General features: G+C 70.5%; 18 protein-coding genes and 1 pseudogene. 13 read left to right on the forward strand and 6 right to left on the reverse strand.

All coding sequences use genetic code 11. The annotated features are described in order from the left end of the window. Positions 1–31: 31 nt before the first annotated feature. Positions 32–712, reverse strand: a pseudogene (locus tag SSP29_RS11825) (LLM class flavin-dependent oxidoreductase); the annotation flags it as partial. 29 nt (positions 713–741) lie between these two features. Between SSP29_RS11825 and SSP29_RS11830 the strand changes: the two are divergent. The 6 genes from SSP29_RS11830 (at position 742) to SSP29_RS11855 (ending at position 7,864) form a co-directional block, all read left to right on the forward strand. Continuing rightward, complete coding sequence (locus tag SSP29_RS11830; protein WP_089100510.1) at positions 742–2,175, forward strand: recombinase family protein; 1,434 nt, start codon at positions 742–744, stop codon at positions 2,173–2,175. Positions 2,176–2,424: 249 nt separating this feature from the next. Continuing rightward, positions 2,425–2,613, forward strand: a complete 189-nt coding sequence (locus tag SSP29_RS11835) for a hypothetical protein (protein ID WP_089100511.1) — start codon at positions 2,425–2,427, stop codon at positions 2,611–2,613. A gap of 129 nt (positions 2,614–2,742) precedes the next feature. Next, the gene (locus SSP29_RS11840) at positions 2,743–4,287 is read left to right on the forward strand and encodes a DnaB-like helicase N-terminal domain-containing protein (RefSeq protein ID WP_150133983.1); all 1,545 of its coding nucleotides are present in this window, start codon (positions 2,743–2,745) and stop codon (positions 4,285–4,287) included. 282 nt (positions 4,288–4,569) lie between these two features. Continuing rightward, positions 4,570–5,307 carry a DUF2637 domain-containing protein gene (locus SSP29_RS11845; protein WP_089100512.1) on the forward strand — a complete coding sequence of 246 codons (738 nt, stop codon included), beginning with the start codon at positions 4,570–4,572 and terminating at the stop codon, positions 5,305–5,307. A gap of 287 nt (positions 5,308–5,594) precedes the next feature. Next, complete coding sequence (locus SSP29_RS11850) at positions 5,595–6,155, forward strand: MobC family plasmid mobilization relaxosome protein (protein ID WP_089100513.1); 561 nt, start codon at positions 5,595–5,597, stop codon at positions 6,153–6,155. After that, entirely contained in the window at positions 6,152–7,864 is a 1,713-nt protein-coding gene (locus SSP29_RS11855) for a relaxase/mobilization nuclease domain-containing protein (RefSeq protein WP_089100514.1), read from the forward strand. The genes SSP29_RS11850 and SSP29_RS11855 overlap by 4 nt, the downstream gene beginning before the upstream one ends. Positions 7,865–8,006: 142 nt before the next feature. Here SSP29_RS11855 and SSP29_RS11860 read toward each other — a convergent pair whose 3' ends face one another. From SSP29_RS11860 to SSP29_RS59325, 3 genes are read right to left on the reverse strand one after another with little or no spacing between them, the layout of a single operon-like run. After that, the gene (locus SSP29_RS11860) at positions 8,007–8,309 is read right to left on the reverse strand and encodes a hypothetical protein (RefSeq protein WP_150133984.1); all 303 of its coding nucleotides are present in this window, start codon (positions 8,307–8,309) and stop codon (positions 8,007–8,009) included. 37 nt (positions 8,310–8,346) lie between these two features. Further along, positions 8,347–8,958 (reverse strand): GNAT family N-acetyltransferase, encoded by a 612-nt coding sequence (locus SSP29_RS11865; RefSeq protein ID WP_089100515.1) that lies wholly within the window; start codon positions 8,956–8,958, stop codon positions 8,347–8,349. Positions 8,959–8,981: 23 nt separating this feature from the next. Beyond that, entirely contained in the window at positions 8,982–10,532 is a 1,551-nt protein-coding gene (locus SSP29_RS59325; RefSeq protein ID WP_150133986.1) for an NsdA family TPR-like regulatory protein, read from the reverse strand. 242 nt (positions 10,533–10,774) lie between these two features. On the opposite strand from SSP29_RS59325, the gene SSP29_RS11875 reads away from it, so the two are divergent. From SSP29_RS11875 to alaS, 6 genes are all read left to right on the forward strand, one after another. Further along, positions 10,775–11,605, forward strand: a complete 831-nt coding sequence (locus SSP29_RS11875) for an aspartyl/asparaginyl beta-hydroxylase domain-containing protein (protein ID WP_089100516.1) — start codon at positions 10,775–10,777, stop codon at positions 11,603–11,605. 58 nt (positions 11,606–11,663) lie between these two features. Then, positions 11,664–12,536 (forward strand): hypothetical protein, encoded by an 873-nt coding sequence (locus SSP29_RS11880; RefSeq protein WP_089100517.1) that lies wholly within the window; start codon positions 11,664–11,666, stop codon positions 12,534–12,536. Then, positions 12,533–13,132, forward strand: coding sequence for an LOG family protein (locus tag SSP29_RS11885; RefSeq protein WP_150133988.1), 600 nt, complete (start codon positions 12,533–12,535; stop codon positions 13,130–13,132). The genes SSP29_RS11880 and SSP29_RS11885 overlap by 4 nt, the downstream gene beginning before the upstream one ends. Beyond that, positions 13,129–13,680 carry an orotate phosphoribosyltransferase gene (locus tag SSP29_RS11890; RefSeq protein WP_089100518.1) on the forward strand — a complete coding sequence of 184 codons (552 nt, stop codon included), beginning with the start codon at positions 13,129–13,131 and terminating at the stop codon, positions 13,678–13,680. The genes SSP29_RS11885 and SSP29_RS11890 overlap by 4 nt, the downstream gene beginning before the upstream one ends. Continuing rightward, positions 13,677–14,330: an HAD family hydrolase gene (locus tag SSP29_RS11895; protein ID WP_089100519.1), complete on the forward strand. Its 654-nt coding sequence runs from the start codon at positions 13,677–13,679 to the stop codon at positions 14,328–14,330. Before SSP29_RS11890 ends, SSP29_RS11895 begins: the two co-directional genes overlap by 4 nt. Before the next feature lie 240 nt (positions 14,331–14,570). Continuing rightward, on the forward strand, positions 14,571–17,225 hold the full coding sequence (alaS, locus tag SSP29_RS11900) for an alanine--tRNA ligase (RefSeq protein ID WP_089100520.1): 2,655 nt from the start codon (positions 14,571–14,573) through the stop codon (positions 17,223–17,225). A 44-nt stretch (positions 17,226–17,269) separates the two neighbouring features. Here the strand turns inward: alaS and SSP29_RS11905 are convergent, their stop codons facing one another. Further along, positions 17,270–17,812, reverse strand: a complete 543-nt coding sequence (locus tag SSP29_RS11905) for a GNAT family N-acetyltransferase (protein WP_167449901.1) — start codon at positions 17,810–17,812, stop codon at positions 17,270–17,272. Between the two features lie 201 nt (positions 17,813–18,013). Between SSP29_RS11905 and SSP29_RS11910 the strand changes: the two genes are divergently transcribed. After that, positions 18,014–18,910: an LLM class flavin-dependent oxidoreductase gene (locus SSP29_RS11910; RefSeq protein ID WP_089100522.1), complete on the forward strand. Its 897-nt coding sequence runs from the start codon at positions 18,014–18,016 to the stop codon at positions 18,908–18,910. A 91-nt stretch (positions 18,911–19,001) separates the two neighbouring features. Here the strand turns inward: SSP29_RS11910 and SSP29_RS61170 are convergent, their stop codons facing one another. Further along, positions 19,002–19,787: an SAVMC3_10250 family protein gene (locus tag SSP29_RS61170; protein ID WP_368669238.1), complete on the reverse strand. Its 786-nt coding sequence runs from the start codon at positions 19,785–19,787 to the stop codon at positions 19,002–19,004. Positions 19,788–19,865 lie beyond the last annotated feature (78 nt).

A 19,865-nucleotide genomic window follows, 5' to 3' on the forward strand; every position in this document is an offset into this window, starting at 1 on the left:
GCGCACAGATGAGACACAGGCGACTTCCTGCTCAGCTCAGCTGGGTCAGGGCCTCCATGGCGATCAGTTCGAAGACCTTCTCCTCGGCCGCGAACTGCGAGTCGGGGATGGGCCAGTGGATCACCAGCTCGGTGAAGCCCAGCTCCTGGTAGCGGCCGGCGAAGTCGACGAAGGCGTCCAGGGACTCCAGCGGCCCGCCGCGGTCCGGGGTGAACCCGGTGAGCAGGACCTTGTCCAGCTCCGACACGTCCCGGCCGGTCGCCGCGCAGGTCTCGGCGAGCTTGCCCAGCTGCCCGCGCAGCGCCTCGAACGACTGCTCGGGCGTACCCGTCTCGTAGAGCTTCGGGTCGCCGGTGGTCACCCACGCCTGACCGTACCGCGCGGCCAGCTTCAGCCCGCGCGGGCCGGTGGCGGCCACCGCGAAGGGCAGCCTCGGCCGCTGCACACAGCCCGGAATGTTGCGCGCCTCGTCGGCCGAGTAGAACTCGCCCTCGTACGTCACGGCGTCCTCGGTGAGCAGCCGGTCGAGCAGCGCCACGAACTCCGCGAACCGGTCGGCCCGCTCCCGCGGGGTCCACGGCTCCTGGCCCAGCGCGGTGGCGTCGAAGCCGGTGCCGCCCGCGCCGATGCCGAGCGTCACCCGGCCGTCGGAGACGTCGTCCAGGGAGATCAGCTCCTTGGCGAGCGTCACCGGATGCCGGAAGTTCGGCGAGCCCAACCCTTGCTCATACCATCGGTGCCATGCCCCGCCCCAACCACCGAGAGCCGACCATCACCCCAGGTGAACCGGCCGCCCTGTACTGCCGAATATCCCAGGCCGACGATGACGACCAGACCGGCGTCGACCGGCAGGAACGCATCTGCCGGGAGATCGCCGAACGGCGCGGCCTGGCCATCGACCCCGCCCACGTCTTCGTCGACAACAGCCGCTCCGCCTGGCGGCGCAACCGCAAGCGCCCCGGCTGGGACCAGCTCCTCGAACGCGCCCGGCGCCGCGAGTTCCGGCACATCATCGCGTACCACCCCGACCGGCTCATGCGGCAGCCGCGTGACCTGGAGGAACTGCTGCAGGTCTCCGACGAGCACGAGATCGTGCTGCACGGCGAGGCGAACCGCCGGAACCTCTCCGATCCTGACGACCGTTTCATCCTCCGGATCGAGGTCGCCCACGCCTGCCGCTCCTCCGACGACACCTCCCGGCGGCTGAAGTCCGCGCTGGCGGAGCGGGCCGAGACCGGCATGCCGCACTCGGGCAAGCGGCGGTACGGGTACGAGCCCGACGGCATGACCGTCAGGGAGGACGAGGCCGAGATCGTCCGCGAGGTCTTCGACCGCTACCTCAAGGGCGAGAGCCCGGTCGCCATCGCCCTCGTCCTCCACAAGCGCGGCATCAAGACCGTGTACGGCAAGGAGTGGACCCAGGGCACCGTCCGGGCCCTGCTCGACTCCCGCCACGTCGCCGGCATCCGCACGCACCAGGGCGAGGAGGTCGGCCCCGGGAAGTGGCCCGCCATCATCGACGCCGGCACCTGGGCGGAGGCCCGCGCCCGCCGCGAGTACCGGTCCGCGATCCACCAGACCAACCTGGAACTGCGCCGCTTCTACCTGTTGCGCGGCCTGGTCATGTGCAAGCGCTGCGGCACCCTCATGTCGGGCACGAAGGTCGGCGCCGTGCCCTCGTACCTGTGCACGCGCAAGAGCCGTAACGACGAGAAGAAGTGCGTCCGTCGCATCGCCGCCGTGAAGCTGGAGGAGTTCGTCACCGAGGCCGCCATCGACCTGCTCGGCCGACTCACGGTCTCCGGCCAACTCGCTTCTGCCACACCGACGAACGCCCTGACGGAGGCGGTGGAGGCGGACCAGCAGCAGCTCGCTGAGCTCAATCAGATGTGGACCGCCAAGGAGATCTCCACGGCGGAGTACCGGGCGATGCGGAAGGAGATCACCGACCGGATCGCCAAGGCCCAGCGGCGGATGGTCGTGCGCCCGGTGAAGCTGCTCGACGGGCTGACGGGGCCGGGGGCCAGGGATGCCTGGGAAGCCGAAGGGATGACAGACGAGCGCCGGAACGCTGTCCTCCGCTTCCTCTTCTCCGGTGTGGTCATCGACGCGGCGACCAAACCGAGTGGCGTCTTCGATTGGGACCGCATCGACATCGACCAGAACCAGCTCTGACGGACCGAGCGAGGCGACTCGGGCGGCGCGAGGGGCGCGGCACTGTAGCACCAGATCGCCGGTTGGGGAAACCGGGGATTCTTCGGATCCTTGGGGCTCTGCTGACGGCGGTCGACCTGCCAGTCCTCCGTCGGCGGCAGGCGCGTCCCCGGGTGTTGGAGCACCTGGAGGCGGCGCGATGTACCGACCGCCCGACGATTCGTGCGGTGCGGGGACTGCCATCCCCATACCGCCCACAAGGAGCTGCCCGTGCGCCTGCTGCCCGAGGCGAGCACTGCACCGACCACCCCCACGACGATCCGAGCCGCACGACAGGAGGAAGCCCGGGCTCAGGCTCTGCGACGTGTCTGCGCCGGATTCACCACGACGATCAGCGCGCACAGCGCGGCGCGGCTGGCCGACCTGATGACCGGATCGCGGTACGAGAAGGCTGCCTGAGGCCAGCACAGAGAAGCGGCCCCGGTGTTGGAGCACCAAGGCCGCAGCGACTCCCAAGACGACCGCCCAAAACGATCAACCCGGCGCCGGGACCTGCCAGTCCGTATCGGCCCGAGACAAGGAAGCTCAGTGCCCCAGGGTACGACCCCGCAGTGGCAAGCACCATCCACTCACTCCCACCTCAGCCCGCAGGTCGCGATCGGCGTCACGGCCACCCCGCCTCACGATGCGGAGGCCGAGACGGCCGTGCTCGGGGCCTGCATGTTCCAGAGCGCGGTCATCGACGAGGTCCGGCAGGTACTGGAGCCTGGCGACTTCTTTCGGCCCGCGCACACCACGATCTGGCACGCTCTGCTGGAGCTGCGCAGGCAGGAAGCGCCGACCGACCCGATCGCGCTGTCCCACCAGCTGAAGTCCACGGGCGACCTCACGCGCGTCGGTGGTCCCCAGTACCTGCACGCTCTGGCGGCCTCGGCAGCCGTGGGGTCGGGCGCCTCGTACTACGCGGACATCGTCCGCGGCCACGCCGACCTGCGCGTCCTGCAGGCCACGGCGGTCCGCGTACTCCAGGGCGCCACCGCGCCGGGAGCCGACCCGGCCGAGGTGCGAAGCCTGCTGACGGCATCGCTGAGCGAGGCCGCCGACCGCGCACGCCGCAGCTCGGGCGGGCGGCTCCAGCGGTACGCCGTGGACGGCTGGTCCTTCGTCACCGACACCCCCGCCACCACCGAGCCCGTGTGGGGGACGCCGGGAAAAGCGGCCTGGGCCTCGGGTGAGAGCCTGATGCTCGTCGGGCCACCAGGTGTCGGGAAGTCGACGATCGCCCAGCAGATCGTCCTCGCCCGCCTCGGCCTGCTCGCCCAGGTCCTGGACATGCCCGTGCGGGAGGGCGAGAAGGTCCTCTACATCGCCGCAGACCGGCCCAGCCAGCTCGCCCGCGCCTTCACCAGGGTCGTGCACCAGGCCGACCGGGACATCCTGCGCCGGCGCCTGGTCTTCTGGTCGGGACCGCTGCCCACCTCGCTCAACACCGAGCCGCAGCTGCTCGCCGAGCTGGCCGCCGAGCACGGAGCGGACACCGTGGTGATCGACAGCCTCAAGGACGTGGTCGGCAAACTCACCGACGACGAGGCCGGCCTCGCGTACAACAACGCCCGCCAGCAGCTCCTGCGCGACGGTGTCGAGCTCCTCGAACTGCACCACCAGCGCAAACAGGGCCCCGACGCCTCGCGCACCCAGCGCCCTGTCCTCGACCAGGTCTACGGCTCGGCCTGGTTCACCGCAGGCGCAGGAAGCGTCCTGTTCCTCAGCGGCGCGGCCGGAGACCCGGTGGTCCACCTCCACCACCTCAAGACCATCGACGACGAGATCGGCCCGCTGCCGGTCATCCACGACCACCCCCGTGGCACCTCGCGCGTCGACACGAGCCTCGACCCGCTGACCCTCCTGCGGCAGGCGGGCGCAAGCGGGCTCACCGCCCGCCAGCTCGCCACCCAGATCACCGGCGAGGACAAGCCCATCGCCGCGGACATCGCCAGGGCGAGGCGCCGCCTGGAGAACCTCACCAAGAGCGGACACGCCACCCAGGAGACCGGTGCCGGCGGTGGCACCGGAGGCGGCCAGGCGACCCGGTGGAAGGCCGCCATTGCCCGCCACATCACCGCCGTGTCCTGACCGGGCGGACCCGTACGCGGTGCCGTACGCGCCCCGGACGGCCGAAGGCGCGTACGCACCGCCTCCGCCACGTACGAATCTCAGGAAGCCGCAGGTCAGACGCCTACGCGCCATCGAACGGCGCGTTCACATCCCCGGCGTGTACGCGCTGCCCCCTCCTTGGAGAGGGGGCAGCGTAAGCGCCCCCGCCCTCACAGCTCGTGGAGAACCGTCCTTGCTCATCACCGCACCCCAGGCTGGCACCGCCCCAGAGTTTGCCGTCACGACGACGGGAGGGCGGGCATGACCAAGCAGACCGCCGAGCGATACGCGCTTGCCGCAGCCGGAGGCGTCATCGTGGCCCTTACTGTCGGCGGCTTCTGGCTCTCGTACGCGCACCTCGCCGAGGTCGCCGGGCAGCATGGGCTCGGTGACTTCCCGGCCCGACGGTGGGTCTGGCCCGCCACCCTGGACGCCTTCATCGTCGCGGGCGAGCTGCTCATGCTCCGCGCGGGTCTGCGCCAGGTCACCGATCGATGGGCCATCGCTATCACCGCCACCGGGTCGGTCGGATCCATCGCGCTCAACGTGGCGGGCGTGAGCGGAACGAGCGACGCCCGCGCTGTGCCCTGGCTGGACTACGTGGTCGCCGCGGTCCCGCCGACCGCCGCGCTCCTTGCCTTCGGCGTCCTGATGCGGCAGATCCACCAGCTCGTCACTGAGCCCGCCGACCGCCCGGTCCCTGTTCCCGATCAGGCATCCCGACCGGCGGCCGGCACTTCCGTTCAGCGACCGGAACCCCAGCAGCTGGTTCCGCAGAGCAAGCCGCGCGGCGGCCGACCGCCCGGTGCCACCCTCGACGAACTCGTGGAGATCGGCCGCATCGCCGTCGCCGAGAAGAACAACCTCACACGGGCAATCGTCCAGCAAGCCATACGGAACAAGGGACTTTCGGTCAGCGGCAAACGGCTGACCGAAGTGATGAACATCCTCCGGCCCGAATTCGAGCCCGAGCCCGGAACAGCCCCGGCCGGCGGCTGACCGGCCCCGCGACTGGGCCGGAACCTCAATGCCCATTCCGCCGACCACAACCCGCCCCCCGCCAGCCCTCCACACCCCTCCCGGAGTACCCGTTCGTGACGCACGACTCCCACTGCACCGATCACAATTCCGGCGTGCTGCCGTCGCTGGCGAAGTCGCCTACGCTGCTGGGGCGTTTACGGCGCGCGTTCGGACGGACGGCCCCTTGCGGAGGAACGGCCCCTGGCGGAGCCAGTAGTACCCCGAGTCCGACTCAAGGCCGGTCTTCGGGGATCTCCGCCCCGGGGGTGGCGGAGACGGCCCAGCGCCAGGGGGCGCAGAACCAGGAGGACGGGACCGAGGGCGGCCCCGACCCGGACGAGCTCCACGCCGTTCAGCAGCAGATCCTCCGCCCCGCACCCGCCGCCATGCCGACCACTGGTGAGCGCGCCCCGCAAAGCGCTCAGCCGACGATCCGCCGTTTCACCGGCACCAAGCGGACCGTCCGCGTCGGCCCGCTGCGCTTCACCGGCGACGAACACGCCAACCTCCAGGAGGCTGCCGCCGAGCACGGCTACAAGGGCGAATCCGGATTCGCCGCCGACATCGTCCTCGCCTTCGTGTCCGGTCGGTTCACCGCGAACCTGCCGCTGTCCGAGGACCGCCGCCGCACCCACATGTTCCGAGCCCAGGTGCTGCGTGAGCTCAACCGCATCGGCGTCAACGTCAACCAGATCGCCCGCGCCCTCAACAGCGACCTCACCCCGCCGGAGACCCGCCAGCGTCTCGACGAGCTCCATCAGTTGCTGGAGCTGATCGCCGAGGCCCTGCGCGAACCGGCCGACTCCAGGAAGGACCAGGCCGCGTGATCGCCGCCATCAAACCGGCCGGGTCCAACACCCGTGGCCTGCTCGCCTACCTCTACGGCCCCGGTCGGCACGACGAGCACACCGACCCGCACATCGTCGCCGGCTTCGCCATGCTCGGCATGCCCGACCCCGGCCGTGACCAGGACGCCACCCTCACCCAGCTCGCCCGCCACCTCGACGCGCCCGTTCACCTTCGGAACAGCGAGTTCGGAAGGAGGGTGACCGACCACGTTTGGCACTGCCCCGTCCGCATCGCCCCCGAAGACCGTCACCTCTCCGACTCCGAGTGGGCCGACATCGCCCAGCGCATCGTCGAAGCCGCTGGCATCGCCCCGCCAGGAGACGACCTCGGCTGCCGCTGGATCGCCGTACGCCACGCAGACGACCACATCCACATCCTCGCCACCACCGTCCGCGACGACGGCCGCCGCCCGGGGCTCCACGACAGCGGCATCCGCGTCGGCGACGCCTGCCGCCAGATCGAGAAGGACTACGGCCTTCGCCAGCTGAAGAAGGGCGACCGCACCGCCACGCGTCGCCCCACCCAGGCCGAGATGCACAAGGCCCAGCGCCTCGGCTGGGAGCAGACCAGCCGCGCATGGATCCAGGACCGCATCCGCGCCGCCATCCCCCACGCGAACAGCGCCGAGGAACTCCTCGCCTACCTCCAAGCCGACGGCATCGTGGTCAAACCCCGCCGCGGACCGTCCGGAGACCTCCTCGGCTACGCCGTCGGCCGCCCTGGCGACCTCAACAAGGACGGCGAACAGATCTTCCACCCCGCCGGAAAGATCGCCCCCGACCTCACCCTCCCCAGGCTCAAGGCCCGCCTCGAAACCACCGTGCCGGAGGAACACCCCACCGCACGCCGCAACCGCCTCACCACCCCCTGGCACCAGGCCATCGACGCCCTCGAAACCCTCCAGGTCGGCATGACCGATGACACCCACGCCCAGGCCCACATCACCGCGCTCGGCGAACTCATCGAAGCCACCGCCCAGAAAGCCCCCGCCCACCTCCAGGCCGAACTACGAGCGGCCTCAGCGGCGTTCGCCCGCGCCCAGCGCTCCTGGATCCGCGCCGAGAACCAGGCCGCCCACACCTTGCGCACAGCGGCTCGCGACATCGCCCACACCGCGACCGGCCCCGACGGCAGCGCCCTGGCCGCCCTGCTCACCGCCCTCGTCTGGGCGACGATCGCCGCCGCCCGCTGGCACGACGCGAAGAACCACGCCCACCAGACCGAAGCCGCCCGCCAGACCCTGCACCACCTCCGCACCGCCGCCGACCGAGCCCTCACGCCCGTCCTCGACAGCCTCGCCACCCGTCAGCCGAACGAGCAGGTCCGGCGGACCCTCGCCCACGACGTTCGCGCCGCCATCCCGGATCATGCCGACCGCATCCTCACCGACCCGGCCTGGCCAGCCCTCGCCACCACCCTGGCCGACGCCGAAGCCGGCGGCCACAAACCCCACCAGCTCCTCAAGGAGGCCGCCGCCCAACGCGAACTCACCACCGCCCGCCAACCCGCCCGCGTTCTGATCACCCGCATCCAGCACGCCAGCCGTAACCCGGCACCCAACCCCCGCGCCGAAGCCGCCCGCCGCCGCTCGACCATGGCACCGGCGCCCGGCACCTACCAGGCTCGAAAGCCACAGCCCACAACGGCAGCCTCGACCCCCGTCGATCAACGGCGCCGCCAGCGCTGACAGCCACAGAGAGCCCCCATGCCAGCCGCCCAACAGCCACAACCCCGCCCGCGGTCACACACCCCTCGGGGCCGGCGTCGTATGCGCTGACCCCGAGGGGCTTGCCTCCTCCGAACGGGGCGGATCTCAAGCGGTCTACTGGTCAGGGACTACGGCGGTGACGGCCTCGCCCCCTCGCCCCGGAGCCGTGCTCGGCGGGGCGGGCGGGCGAGTCGTGCGTCCGGAGGGAGTGCCAGATGCGCGCCTGGAGTTCCTTGATGCAGGCACCACAGGCGTACATGGGCGCCTGGACTCCGGCGACGGTGGCCGGCCCGATCCACAGGACTCTGGTCCGTTGCTGTCCGCAGTACAGCCAGCAGATCCCGTCGATCCAGTGGTTGCCGTCGTTGGTGGCCAGCGGGTCGGGCAGGCCGCCTCGTGCGAACTCGGCGATGCCGGAAATCACCAGATGGTGCCGTAAGCCCGTCTCGGTGAGCCTCGGCTCACCTTCCCTGATCGTGCTCTGTGTCCGGCGGGGAGACCGCCTCCGGAGCCGGACCGGTGCCCAGATCACCGATCGGGGTCCACTCATGCTCCAGGATCGAGTAAGTGATCGAGTCGCGCCACGCTCCGCGGACGAAGACGTGGTCGCGGATCCGGCCGTCCTCGGTCATGCCCGCCTTCAGAAGGGTCCGCGCGGACGCCTTGTTGAGAGGTGAGCGGGCCGCCCAGATGCGATGCAGCCCGAGCGTCTGGAAGCCGAGCGCGCACAGCAAGTGGACGGTCTCCGTCCCCAGATTCTTGCCCCACTCGGCCGGGTGCAGGGCGAACCCGATGGTGGCAGCCTGCTGCGGTTCGGTCGCCAGACGCGCGTAGCCGATCAACCGATGGTCACCGAGCCGGGTGATGGCAAGGCAGTACTCGGTCCTGGGAGTGTCCTTGGCGGAGGCGATCGACCGGTCGACGATCGCCTGAACCTGCTCGGGGGTGCGGGGCTCGAAGCTCAGGTGCCGGGTGGCCTCGGGGTCGCCGTAGATGGCCAGCAGCGCGTCGGTGTCCTCGGGTTCGACTTCGCGCAGTGCCAGGTGCGGGCCGGTCAGGTCGACTGGGGTCATGGGCGCGGAGCCTACCTGCGGGGTCATCTGACGAGGACGGAGGTCGGGGTGGCGGTGAAGGCTTCGATCTCCTCGCGCAGATCGGTTGCCGTCCCGCTGCTTCGCCTCCCGGCAGCCTGCAGCGCGGCGTGAACGCGCTGGGCGCTGCTCGTAATGCCGAAGTTCCGCTGCTCGATGGGCAGGTCGAGCACGGGCCGTACGGCCTCGACGGCGCCCTCGACCTCGCCTCTGGCGATGCGGGCGAGGGCGAGGTCGGTCTGGGCACCGGCCTGGTCGCCGAAGGCCCACTCGTCCTCAGAGGCGTTTTGGTAGGCGGTGACGGCGGCCTCGGAGCGGCTCTCGGCGAGCGCCGAGTCCTCGCCGAGGTGCACGGTGGCTTCGGCGACGTAGTAGAGCTGTCGGGGCGCCGGGAAGGTCATGATGCCGCCGAAGGCATCGAGGTCGTCGGGTTCGACCGTCGCGCGGGCGTCCTCAACCTGCTGGATGGCAGTGCGGGTGGCCTCGGCGTCGCCGATCAGGGCATGGGCGCGAGCGGACAGACAGGCCAGCCAGACGCTGGTCGTGCCGCGGACGTTGCCGGCCACGCTCTGGCCGAGGGAGGCGTAGTCGGCGGCCTCGGCGGGGCGCCCGGCCCAGTAGGAGATGAGCGACTGCAGGGATCGGACCCAGGCGCGCATGGCCTCGTGGTCGGCGTTGTCGGCGCACACGAAGGCGGTACGGGCCTGCATCATCGCGGCGCTCGGGTTGCCCAGGTCGTGGCTGGCCTTGGCAAGCATGCCGGAGGTGATTCCGGCAAGCAGGTAGAGCTCCCGGGCCTGCAGGGGCTTGACCCGGCCGCGCTCAAGGAGGCGGAAGGTGAGGTCCTGCACCTCGACGAGGTCGCCGAGCAGGGTCGGCAACGCCAGCTTCGGGTACGCGACGGTGAGCCGCCGCACTTCGTCGTGGATCTGGCCCAGGGTCTCCGGGCCGATGGTGCTGCCCTCCGCCATAGCGGTGAAACGAAGCGCACGACGAGCCGCCATCGCGACCTGCCTTTCCAATTCCGTTGTGCCCGCGTCGAAGCGGGTCTCGGTACTGAACGGGTCGCCGGCAGGCAATACCGCTGCCTGCTCGGTGGAGAGAAGGACCGGGGTCGGCCGTGGCGGCGGAACGACGAGCGGGGGATCGGATGCGGGCGCGGCCCATGAAGCGGCCGGCGCAGGAGCGAGAAGAAGATCGACGCCGACGCCGAACATGGCTTCCAGCACCCGGCACTGGTCGGGGTAGGGACGGGTTTTCACCGCGCCGCCGTACCAGCGCTCGAACTGCCGCTTCGAGACCGACAGGCCCCGGAGCCGCGAATCGTTCTCCGCATCGGCGATCGAGTGTGCCGTCGCCTCGAACCGGAGGCAGAAGGTCTCGTAGACCTGCCAGTGCCGCCGAAGCGTCAAGACCCGTAAGAGCGTGGGAGTTTCAGCCACGGCAGATCCTCTCCGTCCCCGTTCGTCTCCACCCGACGATAGCCGCGTCCGATCGGCGGAGAACCCGTTCGGCGGCTCCTCGGCCGAGATGACGGCAGCCATGACGGCAGTCATGACGCACGACCGTCACCGACCGGGCCACGTGCCGTTCGGCGAGGACGGTTCCATGACGGTGGTGACGTCGTATCCATGCCTCACCGCCTGCCCCCATGCTGAACGCCCACTTCGCTGTGCGTGCACCGCTGGCAGCGAAGCGTGAGACCGGGAGCTGTCTCGGCGGCTCCGGCCGATCACCCCATCCAGCACCACGTGCCCGCCGGCCCGTTCACGGGCGGGCCGGCGACGGGAGGGAACCGATGGACACCTTGACCGCCGTTGCCGGGCAGATTGCCCAGCTCGACGCCGTCGACTCCGCTCAGCTGGAGCGGATGCGCCACGAGGCCCTGACGGCCCGGGCGCCCTGGAAGGCGGAGTACGGCGCCTACCAGTCGGGGGGTTGGTGGACGACGTCGCTGATGAACGCGTCCGGCGACGCCTCCGACGTGACGATCGGCGACTGCGCGGCCAGGCCGACCGACCTGCTGTCGCAGATGCCGGCTACCGCCGCTCTGCTGGCCGAACTGGGCCTGAACTACATGTGGGTGCGGCTCGCCCGGCTGGAGGCCAACGCCTTCCTGTGGGAGCACCGCGACTACGACGAGCTCGACCAGGTCGAGCGGCACCGGCTGCACGTCCCCCTGCACACCAACACGTCGGCGTTCCTCGTCACCGGCGGCACCAAGGTGCACATGACCGGCGGGCGGATCTGGCGGCTGACGCCGACGTACGCACACGGGGTGTGCAACCTGCTCGGCCCGGACCGGATCCACCTGATCGCCGACGTGTACGCCGACGACGCTTACCGGCGCCTCGCCCGCCGGCCCACGCTCCACCCCGGCTCCGCCGAGCCGCTGCCCTCGGCCGACCAGGCGATGCTCGCCGAGCGGCTCCAGGCCGCCCGCGGCATGGCCGGCCTCGGCTACACAGCAGCGGCCGAGCGGATGCTGCTGCGGCTCTTCTACGCCTACGCCCTGCCCGAGGGCGCGGTCTACGACCTGATCGCCGAGCTGCACACCTCGCTCGGCGACGAGGAGGCCGCCGCGCGCTGGGCGTCGGCGAAGCGCCGCCTCCTTGCGCTCACGGCCTGACCACCCGACCACCCGACCGCCCGCCGGCCACCCGCCGAAATCCGATCGGAGGACGCACGTGCCCACCTTGCAGCTGGCCGCACTCACCTTCGCCAACCGCCCGTCCCAGCTCCCTCTGCTGTCCCGGCTCGCCGACATCCTGGCCGCCTCGCCGGCCGTCACGCACCTGATGGTCCGCGGATCGCTGGCCCACGGCACCGCCGACCGCCTCTCGGACGTCGACTTCGTCGTCGGGGTACAGGACGCCGAACTGCCCGCGTTCGTCGAGGCCCTGGACGACCTGATGTCCATCGAGGCCGGTGCCCTGCTGCCCGGGTGGCGCGACACGATCGTCGCCGACCTCGGCGGCGTCGGAATGGTTTTCCTCGTCCCCGACGACGGGCACCTGCATCAGATCGACCTCTACCTCGCGCCTGCCGCGCGCATCCCACGCCTTCGGGCGACGGTCGCCACCGCCTTACTCCTCGACCGCGAGCCGGCACCCACCACCACCGAGGAGGCCGCCGTCGCCGAGCGATTCGCGGCCGAGTTCTTCGCCCAGCCCCGCACCTGCGCCGAGCTACTCATCGAGCACCTGGTGCTGGCCGTGCTGCTGCACAAGCGCATCAAGCGGGGCCAGCGGTTCATCGCGTACTCCGAGTGGCACCGTCTCCACACCGCGACGAAGGACCTGATCAAGACCGCCCTGGCCCCCACCTCGCGGTTCTGGGGCTGGTACCAGCTGCGCGAGGAGATCGCCATCACGCCGATCGGCCGGACCTGCCTCGGCGACCTGGAGACGGCGATCAGCGGACCGGCCGTCCCCCTCGCCGCCGATGTCGACGCGGCCGTCGAGCGGACGCTCGCCCTGGTCGAACGGGCCTGCCCCGAGGCGCTGAGCGGGCTGGAGAACGCGATCGCCGCGTATCGCGCGTACCTGGAGCTGATGTGAACGCGCTCTGCCTCGCGGGCCCGGCCGCCAACCGGGCCCGCGAGGGCCTGACCGCCGTCTTCTTCGGCGGGGTTCGCCCCGCGTCCGGCGAGGAGGAGAGGCTGGCCGAGGAGATCGGCCGGGCCCTGGCCCAGGCCGGGTACGCCCTCCTGCACGGCGGCTACAACGGCCTGATGGAGGCCGCCGCGCGCGGGGCTTCGTCCGAAGGAGCCCTGGTCACCGCAGTGACCCTGATCAGCAAGCACGACGAATGGGGCGCGTTCAACCCGCACGCCACCACCTCCGTCCACCTTCCCGACCTCGGCACCCGGCTCAACCACTACCTGGACCACGCCCAGCTCGTCGTCGCGATGGGCGGAGGCGTCGGCACCCTGCACGAGCTGACCGCCGCCATCTACTACGCGACCACCATCCGATCCGTATCGATCTGCCTCGCCGGGCCCGCCGCACTGCGCCTGCTCGCCTTCCTGCGCGAGGAGAAGTGGCTGTATGAGACCCCGACCCGGCCCCTCGGCTTCCTCAGCACCGCCGATTCCGCCGACGCCTTCCGCACCCGACTCGCCACGCTCAACACCGCACCGATCGGAGGAGCATGACCACCAGCACGCGCTTGCCCGACCTCACGGTCCGGCTCGCCGAAACCGCCTGCGTCACGGCCCCGTTCCACCTCGCCGACGGCGCCAGGCTCACCAGCTACTTCGACGAGTACCGCCTGGCCGCCGATCCCGCCCTCCTGCGCGACACAGCCGCCGCCATTGCCGCCCTCGTCCCCAGTGGCGCCCAGCTCCTTGCCGGCATCGAGCTCGGCGGCGTCCCCCTCGTCGTCGCACTGTCCGCCGCCACTGGCCTGCCCGCCGTCTTCCTGCGCCGCTGTCCCAAGAGGTACGGCTCCCGCCGGCAGATCGAAGGTGCTGCCCTCGACGGCCGTCGGGCCGTCCTCGTCGACGACGTGGTCCGCTCCGGCGGTCAGCTGCTCGCCATGGCCCGTACCCTGCGGATCGCCGGCGCACCGGTCACCGACGCCCTGTGCGTCCTTGAACGCCCGCTCGGCGGCCGAGCACTGCTGGCCGAGCACCGTGTGACGCTCCACTCCCTGCTCACCGAGGCCGACCTGCCCACGCCCCGGAAGGACGAGGGCGAGTGAAGCGGGCTGTCCTGTTTGACCTCGACGGCGTCCTCGTCGACAGCCGCCACGCCCAACTCGCCACCCTGGCGGGCTTCGCGACCTCCGCTCTCGGCCGGCGCGTCACTGTCGCCGACCTGCCGGCCGAGGCCGCGACAACCCCGCGCGAGCACGTACTCACCGAACTCGGATACGCCGGAGTGATCAGCGAGGACGGCTGGGACGCGGCGACGGCCACCGCCACCCTCACCGCCGCGGTGTTCCCGTTCGTCGCCGACACGCTTTCCGCGCTCCGCGCCGCCGATGTCGGCACCGGCATCGTGACCCTGCGAAGCCGCCGGTGGGTCAACTGGCTTCTGCCGCCCGGCATCCTCGATCTGGTCGGCGTCGTCGTCTGCTACGAGGACGCAGTGCCCAAGCCCGCGCCGGACGGCCTCCTGCTCGCCCTCGGCAAGCTGGGCGTGTCGCCCGGCGACTCCATGTTCGTCGGGGACATGGAGTCCGACATGCACGCGGCCCGAGCGGCCGGCGTGACCCCGATCGGCTCCGGCTGGGGTTTCTCCGACCCGTCCGCACTCACCCGGGCCGGCGCCGTCCTCGTACTCCCCCGAGCCGACGACCTCGCCGGGACGCTCCTGTCCCTGACAGGCACCGGGCGGCAGGGCACGTAATCCAAGCGATCTTGACTCCAGACCCGCTACGGTTGGTGGCGCAGTCGCAGCGGTCCGTTGCGTCCGATGTCGGCTGCGCCACCTCAAACGACGGATCTGGAGTCATGGTCTACACCGTGGGGGCGCGAGCTATCTGCGTCGAGCTGGAGAACTGAGAACCCCTCAGTCCCCGTTCTCGGCCCGGCTCGGCGTGTGAACACCCCACCTCTTCCCAGACTCTTCCGTGAGGGCCACACCGTCATGCGCTCGACGCAGATCCGCTCCACCTTCCTGGACTTCTTCACCTCGCGCGGCCACCGCCACGTTCCGTCCAGCCCGCTCATCTCCTCCGACCCGACCCTGCTCCTCGCCAACGCCGGCATGAACCAGTTCAAGCCGTACTTCCTGGGCGAGGCCACCCCCGAGTACCCGCGCGCCACCACCATCCAGAAGTGCGCCCGCACCTCTGACATCGACAACGTCGGCCGTACGAACCGGCACGCCACGTTCTTCGAGATGATGGGCAACTTCTCCTTCGGCGACTACTTCAAGGCCGACGCCATCGATTTCGCCTGGGAACTCCTCACCCAGGGCTACAACCTGGAGAAGGACCGCCTCTGGATCACTGTCTACCAGGACGATGACGAGGCCGAGCAGCTCTGGCGCAAGATCGGCGTCCCCGCCGAGCGCATCCAGCGCCTGGGCATGGAGGACAACTTCTGGTCGATGGGCGTTCCCGGCCCCTGCGGCCCCTGTTCGGAGGTCAATTACGACCGGGGCCCCGCCTTCGGTCGCGAAGGCGGACCGGCCGTCGACGGCGAGCGCTACGTGGAAATCTGGAACCTCGTCTTCATGCAGTACCAGCGCGGCGAAGGCGACAAGAAGGGCGGCTTCCCCCTTCTCGGCGACCTCGCGCAGCAGAGCATCGACACCGGCCTCGGCCTCGACCGCCTCGCCGCGATCCTCCAGGACGTCGAGAACGTCTGCGGCACCGACCTGCTGAGGCCCACCCTCACGACCGTCCAGGAACTCGCCGGCCGCGACTACCCCGGCAGCGGCGAGGAGAAGGTCTCCTTCCAGGTCGTCACCGAGCACGCCCGCTCCATCGCCTACCTGATCGCCGACGGAGTCCTGCCCGCCAAGGACGGCCGCGGCTACATCCTGCGCCGCCTGATGCGCCGCGCGATCCGCCACGCCCGCCTGCTCGGCATCGACCGGGCCGTCCTGGCCCCGGCGACCGCCAGCGTCATCGCGAACCTCGGCGACATCTGGCCCGAGCTGACCGAGCAGGCCACCCTCATCGAGCAGGTCGTCACCGCCGAAGAGGAGTCGTTCACCCGCACCCTCGCTCAGGGCACCCGGCTCCTTGACGCCGCCATCACCCGCAGCCGCGAGAGCCGGTCCACCACCCTGGCCGGGGACACCGCCTTCGAACTGCACGACACGTTCGGCTTCCCCGTCGAGCTGACCGTCGAAGCCGCCCGCGACGCCGGCCTGACCGTCGACGAGGACCGCTTCGCCGACCTGCTCGCCGAGCAGCAACAGCGCGCCAAGGCCGGCGGCAAGGCCAAGACCGCCGAGGCGCTCCGGCGCCAGGACGCCTACCGGGAGCTGTCCGCCCGCCACGGCCGTACCGACTTCGTCGGCTACGACCACCTCGACGCCGAAGCCACCGTCCTCGGCCTCATCTCCGACAGCACCGTCGTGCCGGGTGCCGACGAGGGCAGCATGCTCGAACTGGTCCTGGACCGCAGCCCGTTCTACGCCGAATCCGGCGGCCAGGTCGGCGACACCGGCACCATCCGCACCTCGGGCGGCACGCTCTTGGAGGTCTTGGACACCAAGCCCGGCCTGGAGGGCTTCCACGTGCACACCGTGCGCGTCGTCGAAGGCGAGATCCGGGCCGGTGAGCAGGTCGAAGCCCTCGTGGACGGCGCCCGCCGCGAGGCCGTCGCCCGCTCCCACTCCGCCACCCACGTGCTGCACGCCATGCTCCGCCGCACCCTCGGCGACCACGCCCGCCAGCACGGCTCTCTCGTCGACGCCGGTCGCCTCCGCTTCGACTTCGCCCACTTCTCCTCCGTCGAGCGCCCCCAGCTGGCCGCCATCGAGACCCTTGTCAACGACCGCCTCCTCGACGACCCCAAAGTGCGCGTCTGGCACGCCTCGCGTGCCGAAGCCGAGGCCGCCGGAGCGACCGCCCTGTTCGGGGAGAAGTACGGCGACCACGTCCGCATCGTCGATATCGGCGACTTCTCCCGCGAGCTCTGCGGTGGCACCCACATCGGTCACGGTTCCAACGCTGGCCCCGTCCGCATCGTCGGCGAAGCCTCCATCGGCTCCAACCTCCGTCGCATCGAAGCCCTCACCGGCCGCGACGCCCTGAACTACTACGACACCGAGCGCCGCCTCCTCGAAGAACTCTCCGGCCTCCTCGGCACCCGCCCCCAGAACGCGCCTGACGCCCTCCGCAAGCGCCTCGACGCCCTCAGCGCCGCCGAGCGGGAACTCGGCCGCCTCCGCGAGGCCGAGCTGCGAAGCCGCGCCCAGCAGCTCGCCGCCTCCGCCCGCACCGTCTCCGGCGGCCGGGTGGTCACCGAGAAGGTGACGGGACTCGGCCCGGACGAACTCCGCACACTGGCCCACCGCACCGCCGGCCTCCTCGACGCCGGCCATGCCGTCGTCGTCCTCGGCACCGAGCGCGACGGCAAAGCCCTCCTGGCCGCCGCGGTCACCCCCAGCCTCCACGACACCGGCACCGAGGCCAGCCGGATCCTCATCCCGGCCGCGCGCACCGTCGGCGGCGGAGCCGGCGGCAAGGGCCCCGTCGCCAGTGCCGGAGGACGCCGCGCCGAAGCCCTCGACGAGGCCCTCACCATCGCCGCCCAGGACGCCGCCCGGGTCCTGGACCAGTAGCACCCGCCTGCCGGTGCCGCCGTACGCGGCACCGGCACGCCACCTCACCCACCGCGTCCGCCCGACACCAGTTCCTTCAGGAGCACGACACTCTCGTAGTTCGTCACGCCCCACCGCCAGGACCCGACCGGCGAGTAGCCACGCCTGCGGTACCAGCCGATCAGGTCGACCGCCTGGGCAGATGTGTCGATCACCGCCTGTGCGGATCCGAGCGCGACGATACGTTCCTCCGCCAAGGCCAGAAGGCGCTGGCCCAGCCCCGCACCCCGGTACGCCGGATCCACCGCCAGCTGCCAGAACGACCCCGCCCCCACCGGAGCGGGGTATCCCTCGGGGACGGAGTACGGAGCCGCCACTGTCACCGACCCCACCAGTTCCCCGCCCCGGACGGCGAGCCAGCACTCGCCGCTGCCCACGCGGTGCGCGGTGTCCCGCACTGACTGGTACGAGCCGAAGAAGAGTCGGCCGGCCGCAGCATGATCGGCATACGAGCGGTGAAGCAAGGCGGTCAGATCTTCCATGGAGTCACCGGCGGCAAGACGTCTCACCCCGACGTCCCTGGTCAGCGCCCGTGTCGCTTCCTCCATGGCCCACCACCCGTCGCACCCCTTGGCCCCAGTTGCACCATCACTCCATGGACTCATATGGGGTGCCGGGCGGGTCTGTCAGGTGCCGCCGACCGCGCACCAGACCGGATCGCCGCAGCTAGGAAGCCCTGATCGAAGCGTGAGATCGTCACACTCCGGAGTCAGAAGGGGACACCCTGAGTCCCACGTAGGCTCGGTGTTATGAGCCTGCGCCTGAGCACCGTGATCCTTCCCGTCGACCACTGGCACGAGGGGGGCCGCGCCAAGTGGCAGCACGCCGAGGAACTCGGCTTCCATGCCGCGTACACCTACGACCACCTGTCCTGGCGGACCTTCCGCGACGGCCCGTGGTTCGGCGCGCTGCCAACTCTCACCGCAGCCGCCACCGCGACCGAGCGCATGCGCCTCGGCACGCTCGTTACGTCGCCTAATTTCAGGCACCCTGTGACGCTCGCCAAGGAGCTGATCTCGCTCGACGACATCTCGGGCGGCCGGATCACGCTCGGCATCGGCGCGGGCGGCAACGGCTTCGACGCCACCGCGCTCGGCCAGGAGGCGTGGACGCCGAAGGAGAGGGCGGACCGGTTCGGCGAGTTCGTGCCACTACTCGACCGGCTGCTCATGGAGGACGCGGTGTCGGAGCAGGGCACGTTCTACTCGGCTGACGAGGCCCGGAACATCCCCGGCTGCGTCCAGCGCCCGCGGCTGCCGTTCGCGGTTGCGGCGACCGGGCCGCGCGGGCTGAAGCTGGCAGCGCGGTACGGGCAGGCGTGGGTGACGACCGGCGACCCGAAGCTGTACGAGACAGGGACCCCGGAGCAGTCGGTGGAGGCGCTGCGCGGCCAGATCGAGAAGCTAGGCAAGGCGTGCGCGGAGAGCGGCCGGGACATGGCGGAGAAGGTCCTGCTCACCGGCTTCACCCCGGACCGCAACCGCCCGCTGGAGTCCGTGGACGCCTTCGTCGACTTCGCCGGCCGTCACCGCGACCTCGGCTTCACCGAGATCGTGATCCACTGGCCGATCCCCGACTCCGACTTCGCCTCCGACCGAGCCGTCTTCCAGCGCATCGCCACCGAAGCGCTCAAGCAACTCGACTAATAGACGCACTGCAAGTGTTCGTAGCGAAGGCCCAGCAGTCACTTCGCTGACATCGTGGTTGGAGCTCCTGGCACGCGAAGTTGCCGTGGAATCACACGGGAACCCGCGGAGAGTCGGCTGTCGCGTACTCCACAACGAGGGGGCTCGCCACTACGCACCGAGGGTTGGCACCGGTGCTTGGAAGAAGCCCTGTGACACGCGCGTACCCGGTCATCGTCGCGGACATATCGATGCTGTTGTCCTCATCGTCCAGCGCGTCTAGCAGCTCCTGCACGCCCCGGCCATGCAGACGCACGGCCGTCCGGGATGGAGTCTGATCCGGAGGCAGCGGATCGCGGTGGCTCGTGAGCGCCTCTACGACCTGGCCGGCCCTGGTGACGAATGCAGTTCCCAGGCTAGAGATCGAGTTCTCCATCTCCAACGCGGGACCGTCCACCGACATCGGGGTCCAGCCCCTTAGATGCCGGACCGACCCGTGCATGAGCAGACGGCAGCCTCCGTCAGCTCCAGGGTCCGTTCCGCTTCGGCCTGCTGGGTCCACGAACAGTACGAGATCTTGGTGGGCACCGCTGAGCGTTATGCAGCGAAGCGGCGCTTCGAACTGCACCCACTGACCGGCACGCAGGTCAGGCGCCGCGTACCAATCCGCCACGAGCTCAACATGCTTGTATACGTCGCGCAGGTGCCGCAACTGCCCTTGTTCTAAGTCTGCCGCTGGCGCGTCCATGTCGATACCGCCAAGCGGCGTGGTCACGCGGAGAGTACCTGTACGCGGGACACGTCGCGGCTCAGCCACGAACTGCCGCAGCTTGCTCTCCGACAAGTAAACGATCTCACGCAAGGGGCTTCCCCGTCCGGTCGGCTGGTCACGTGACACGTCATACTGCCACCCCCCACTGACAATGGCTGGAATAGCTCAATACTGGTGCAAATCAAGCCAGTTGCCTGCCGAACG

The sequence above is a fragment of the Streptomyces hyaluromycini genome, from assembly GCF_002217755.1.
GTDB classification, from domain to species: Bacteria; Actinomycetota; Actinomycetes; order Streptomycetales; family Streptomycetaceae; genus Streptomyces; species Streptomyces hyaluromycini.

Excerpts from the sequence above, each read along its gene's own strand:
- SSP29_RS11830 (WP_089100510.1), top strand. The coding sequence starts at position 742 with ATGCCCCGCCCCAACCACCGAGAGCCGACCATCACCCCAGGTGAACCG.
- SSP29_RS11845 (WP_089100512.1), top strand. The coding sequence starts at position 4,570 with ATGACCAAGCAGACCGCCGAGCGATACGCGCTTGCCGCAGCCGGAGGC.
- SSP29_RS11865 (WP_089100515.1), bottom strand. The coding sequence starts at position 8,958 with ATGACCCCAGTCGACCTGACCGGCCCGCACCTGGCACTGCGCGAAGTC.
- SSP29_RS59325 (WP_150133986.1), bottom strand. The coding sequence starts at position 10,532 with ATGACTGCCGTCATGGCTGCCGTCATCTCGGCCGAGGAGCCGCCGAAC.
- SSP29_RS11875 (WP_089100516.1), top strand. The coding sequence starts at position 10,775 with ATGGACACCTTGACCGCCGTTGCCGGGCAGATTGCCCAGCTCGACGCC.
- SSP29_RS11890 (WP_089100518.1), top strand. The coding sequence starts at position 13,129 with ATGACCACCAGCACGCGCTTGCCCGACCTCACGGTCCGGCTCGCCGAA.
- alaS (WP_089100520.1), top strand. The coding sequence starts at position 14,571 with ATGCGCTCGACGCAGATCCGCTCCACCTTCCTGGACTTCTTCACCTCG.
- SSP29_RS11905 (WP_167449901.1), bottom strand. The coding sequence starts at position 17,812 with ATGGAGGAAGCGACACGGGCGCTGACCAGGGACGTCGGGGTGAGACGT.
- SSP29_RS11910 (WP_089100522.1), top strand. The coding sequence starts at position 18,014 with ATGAGCCTGCGCCTGAGCACCGTGATCCTTCCCGTCGACCACTGGCAC.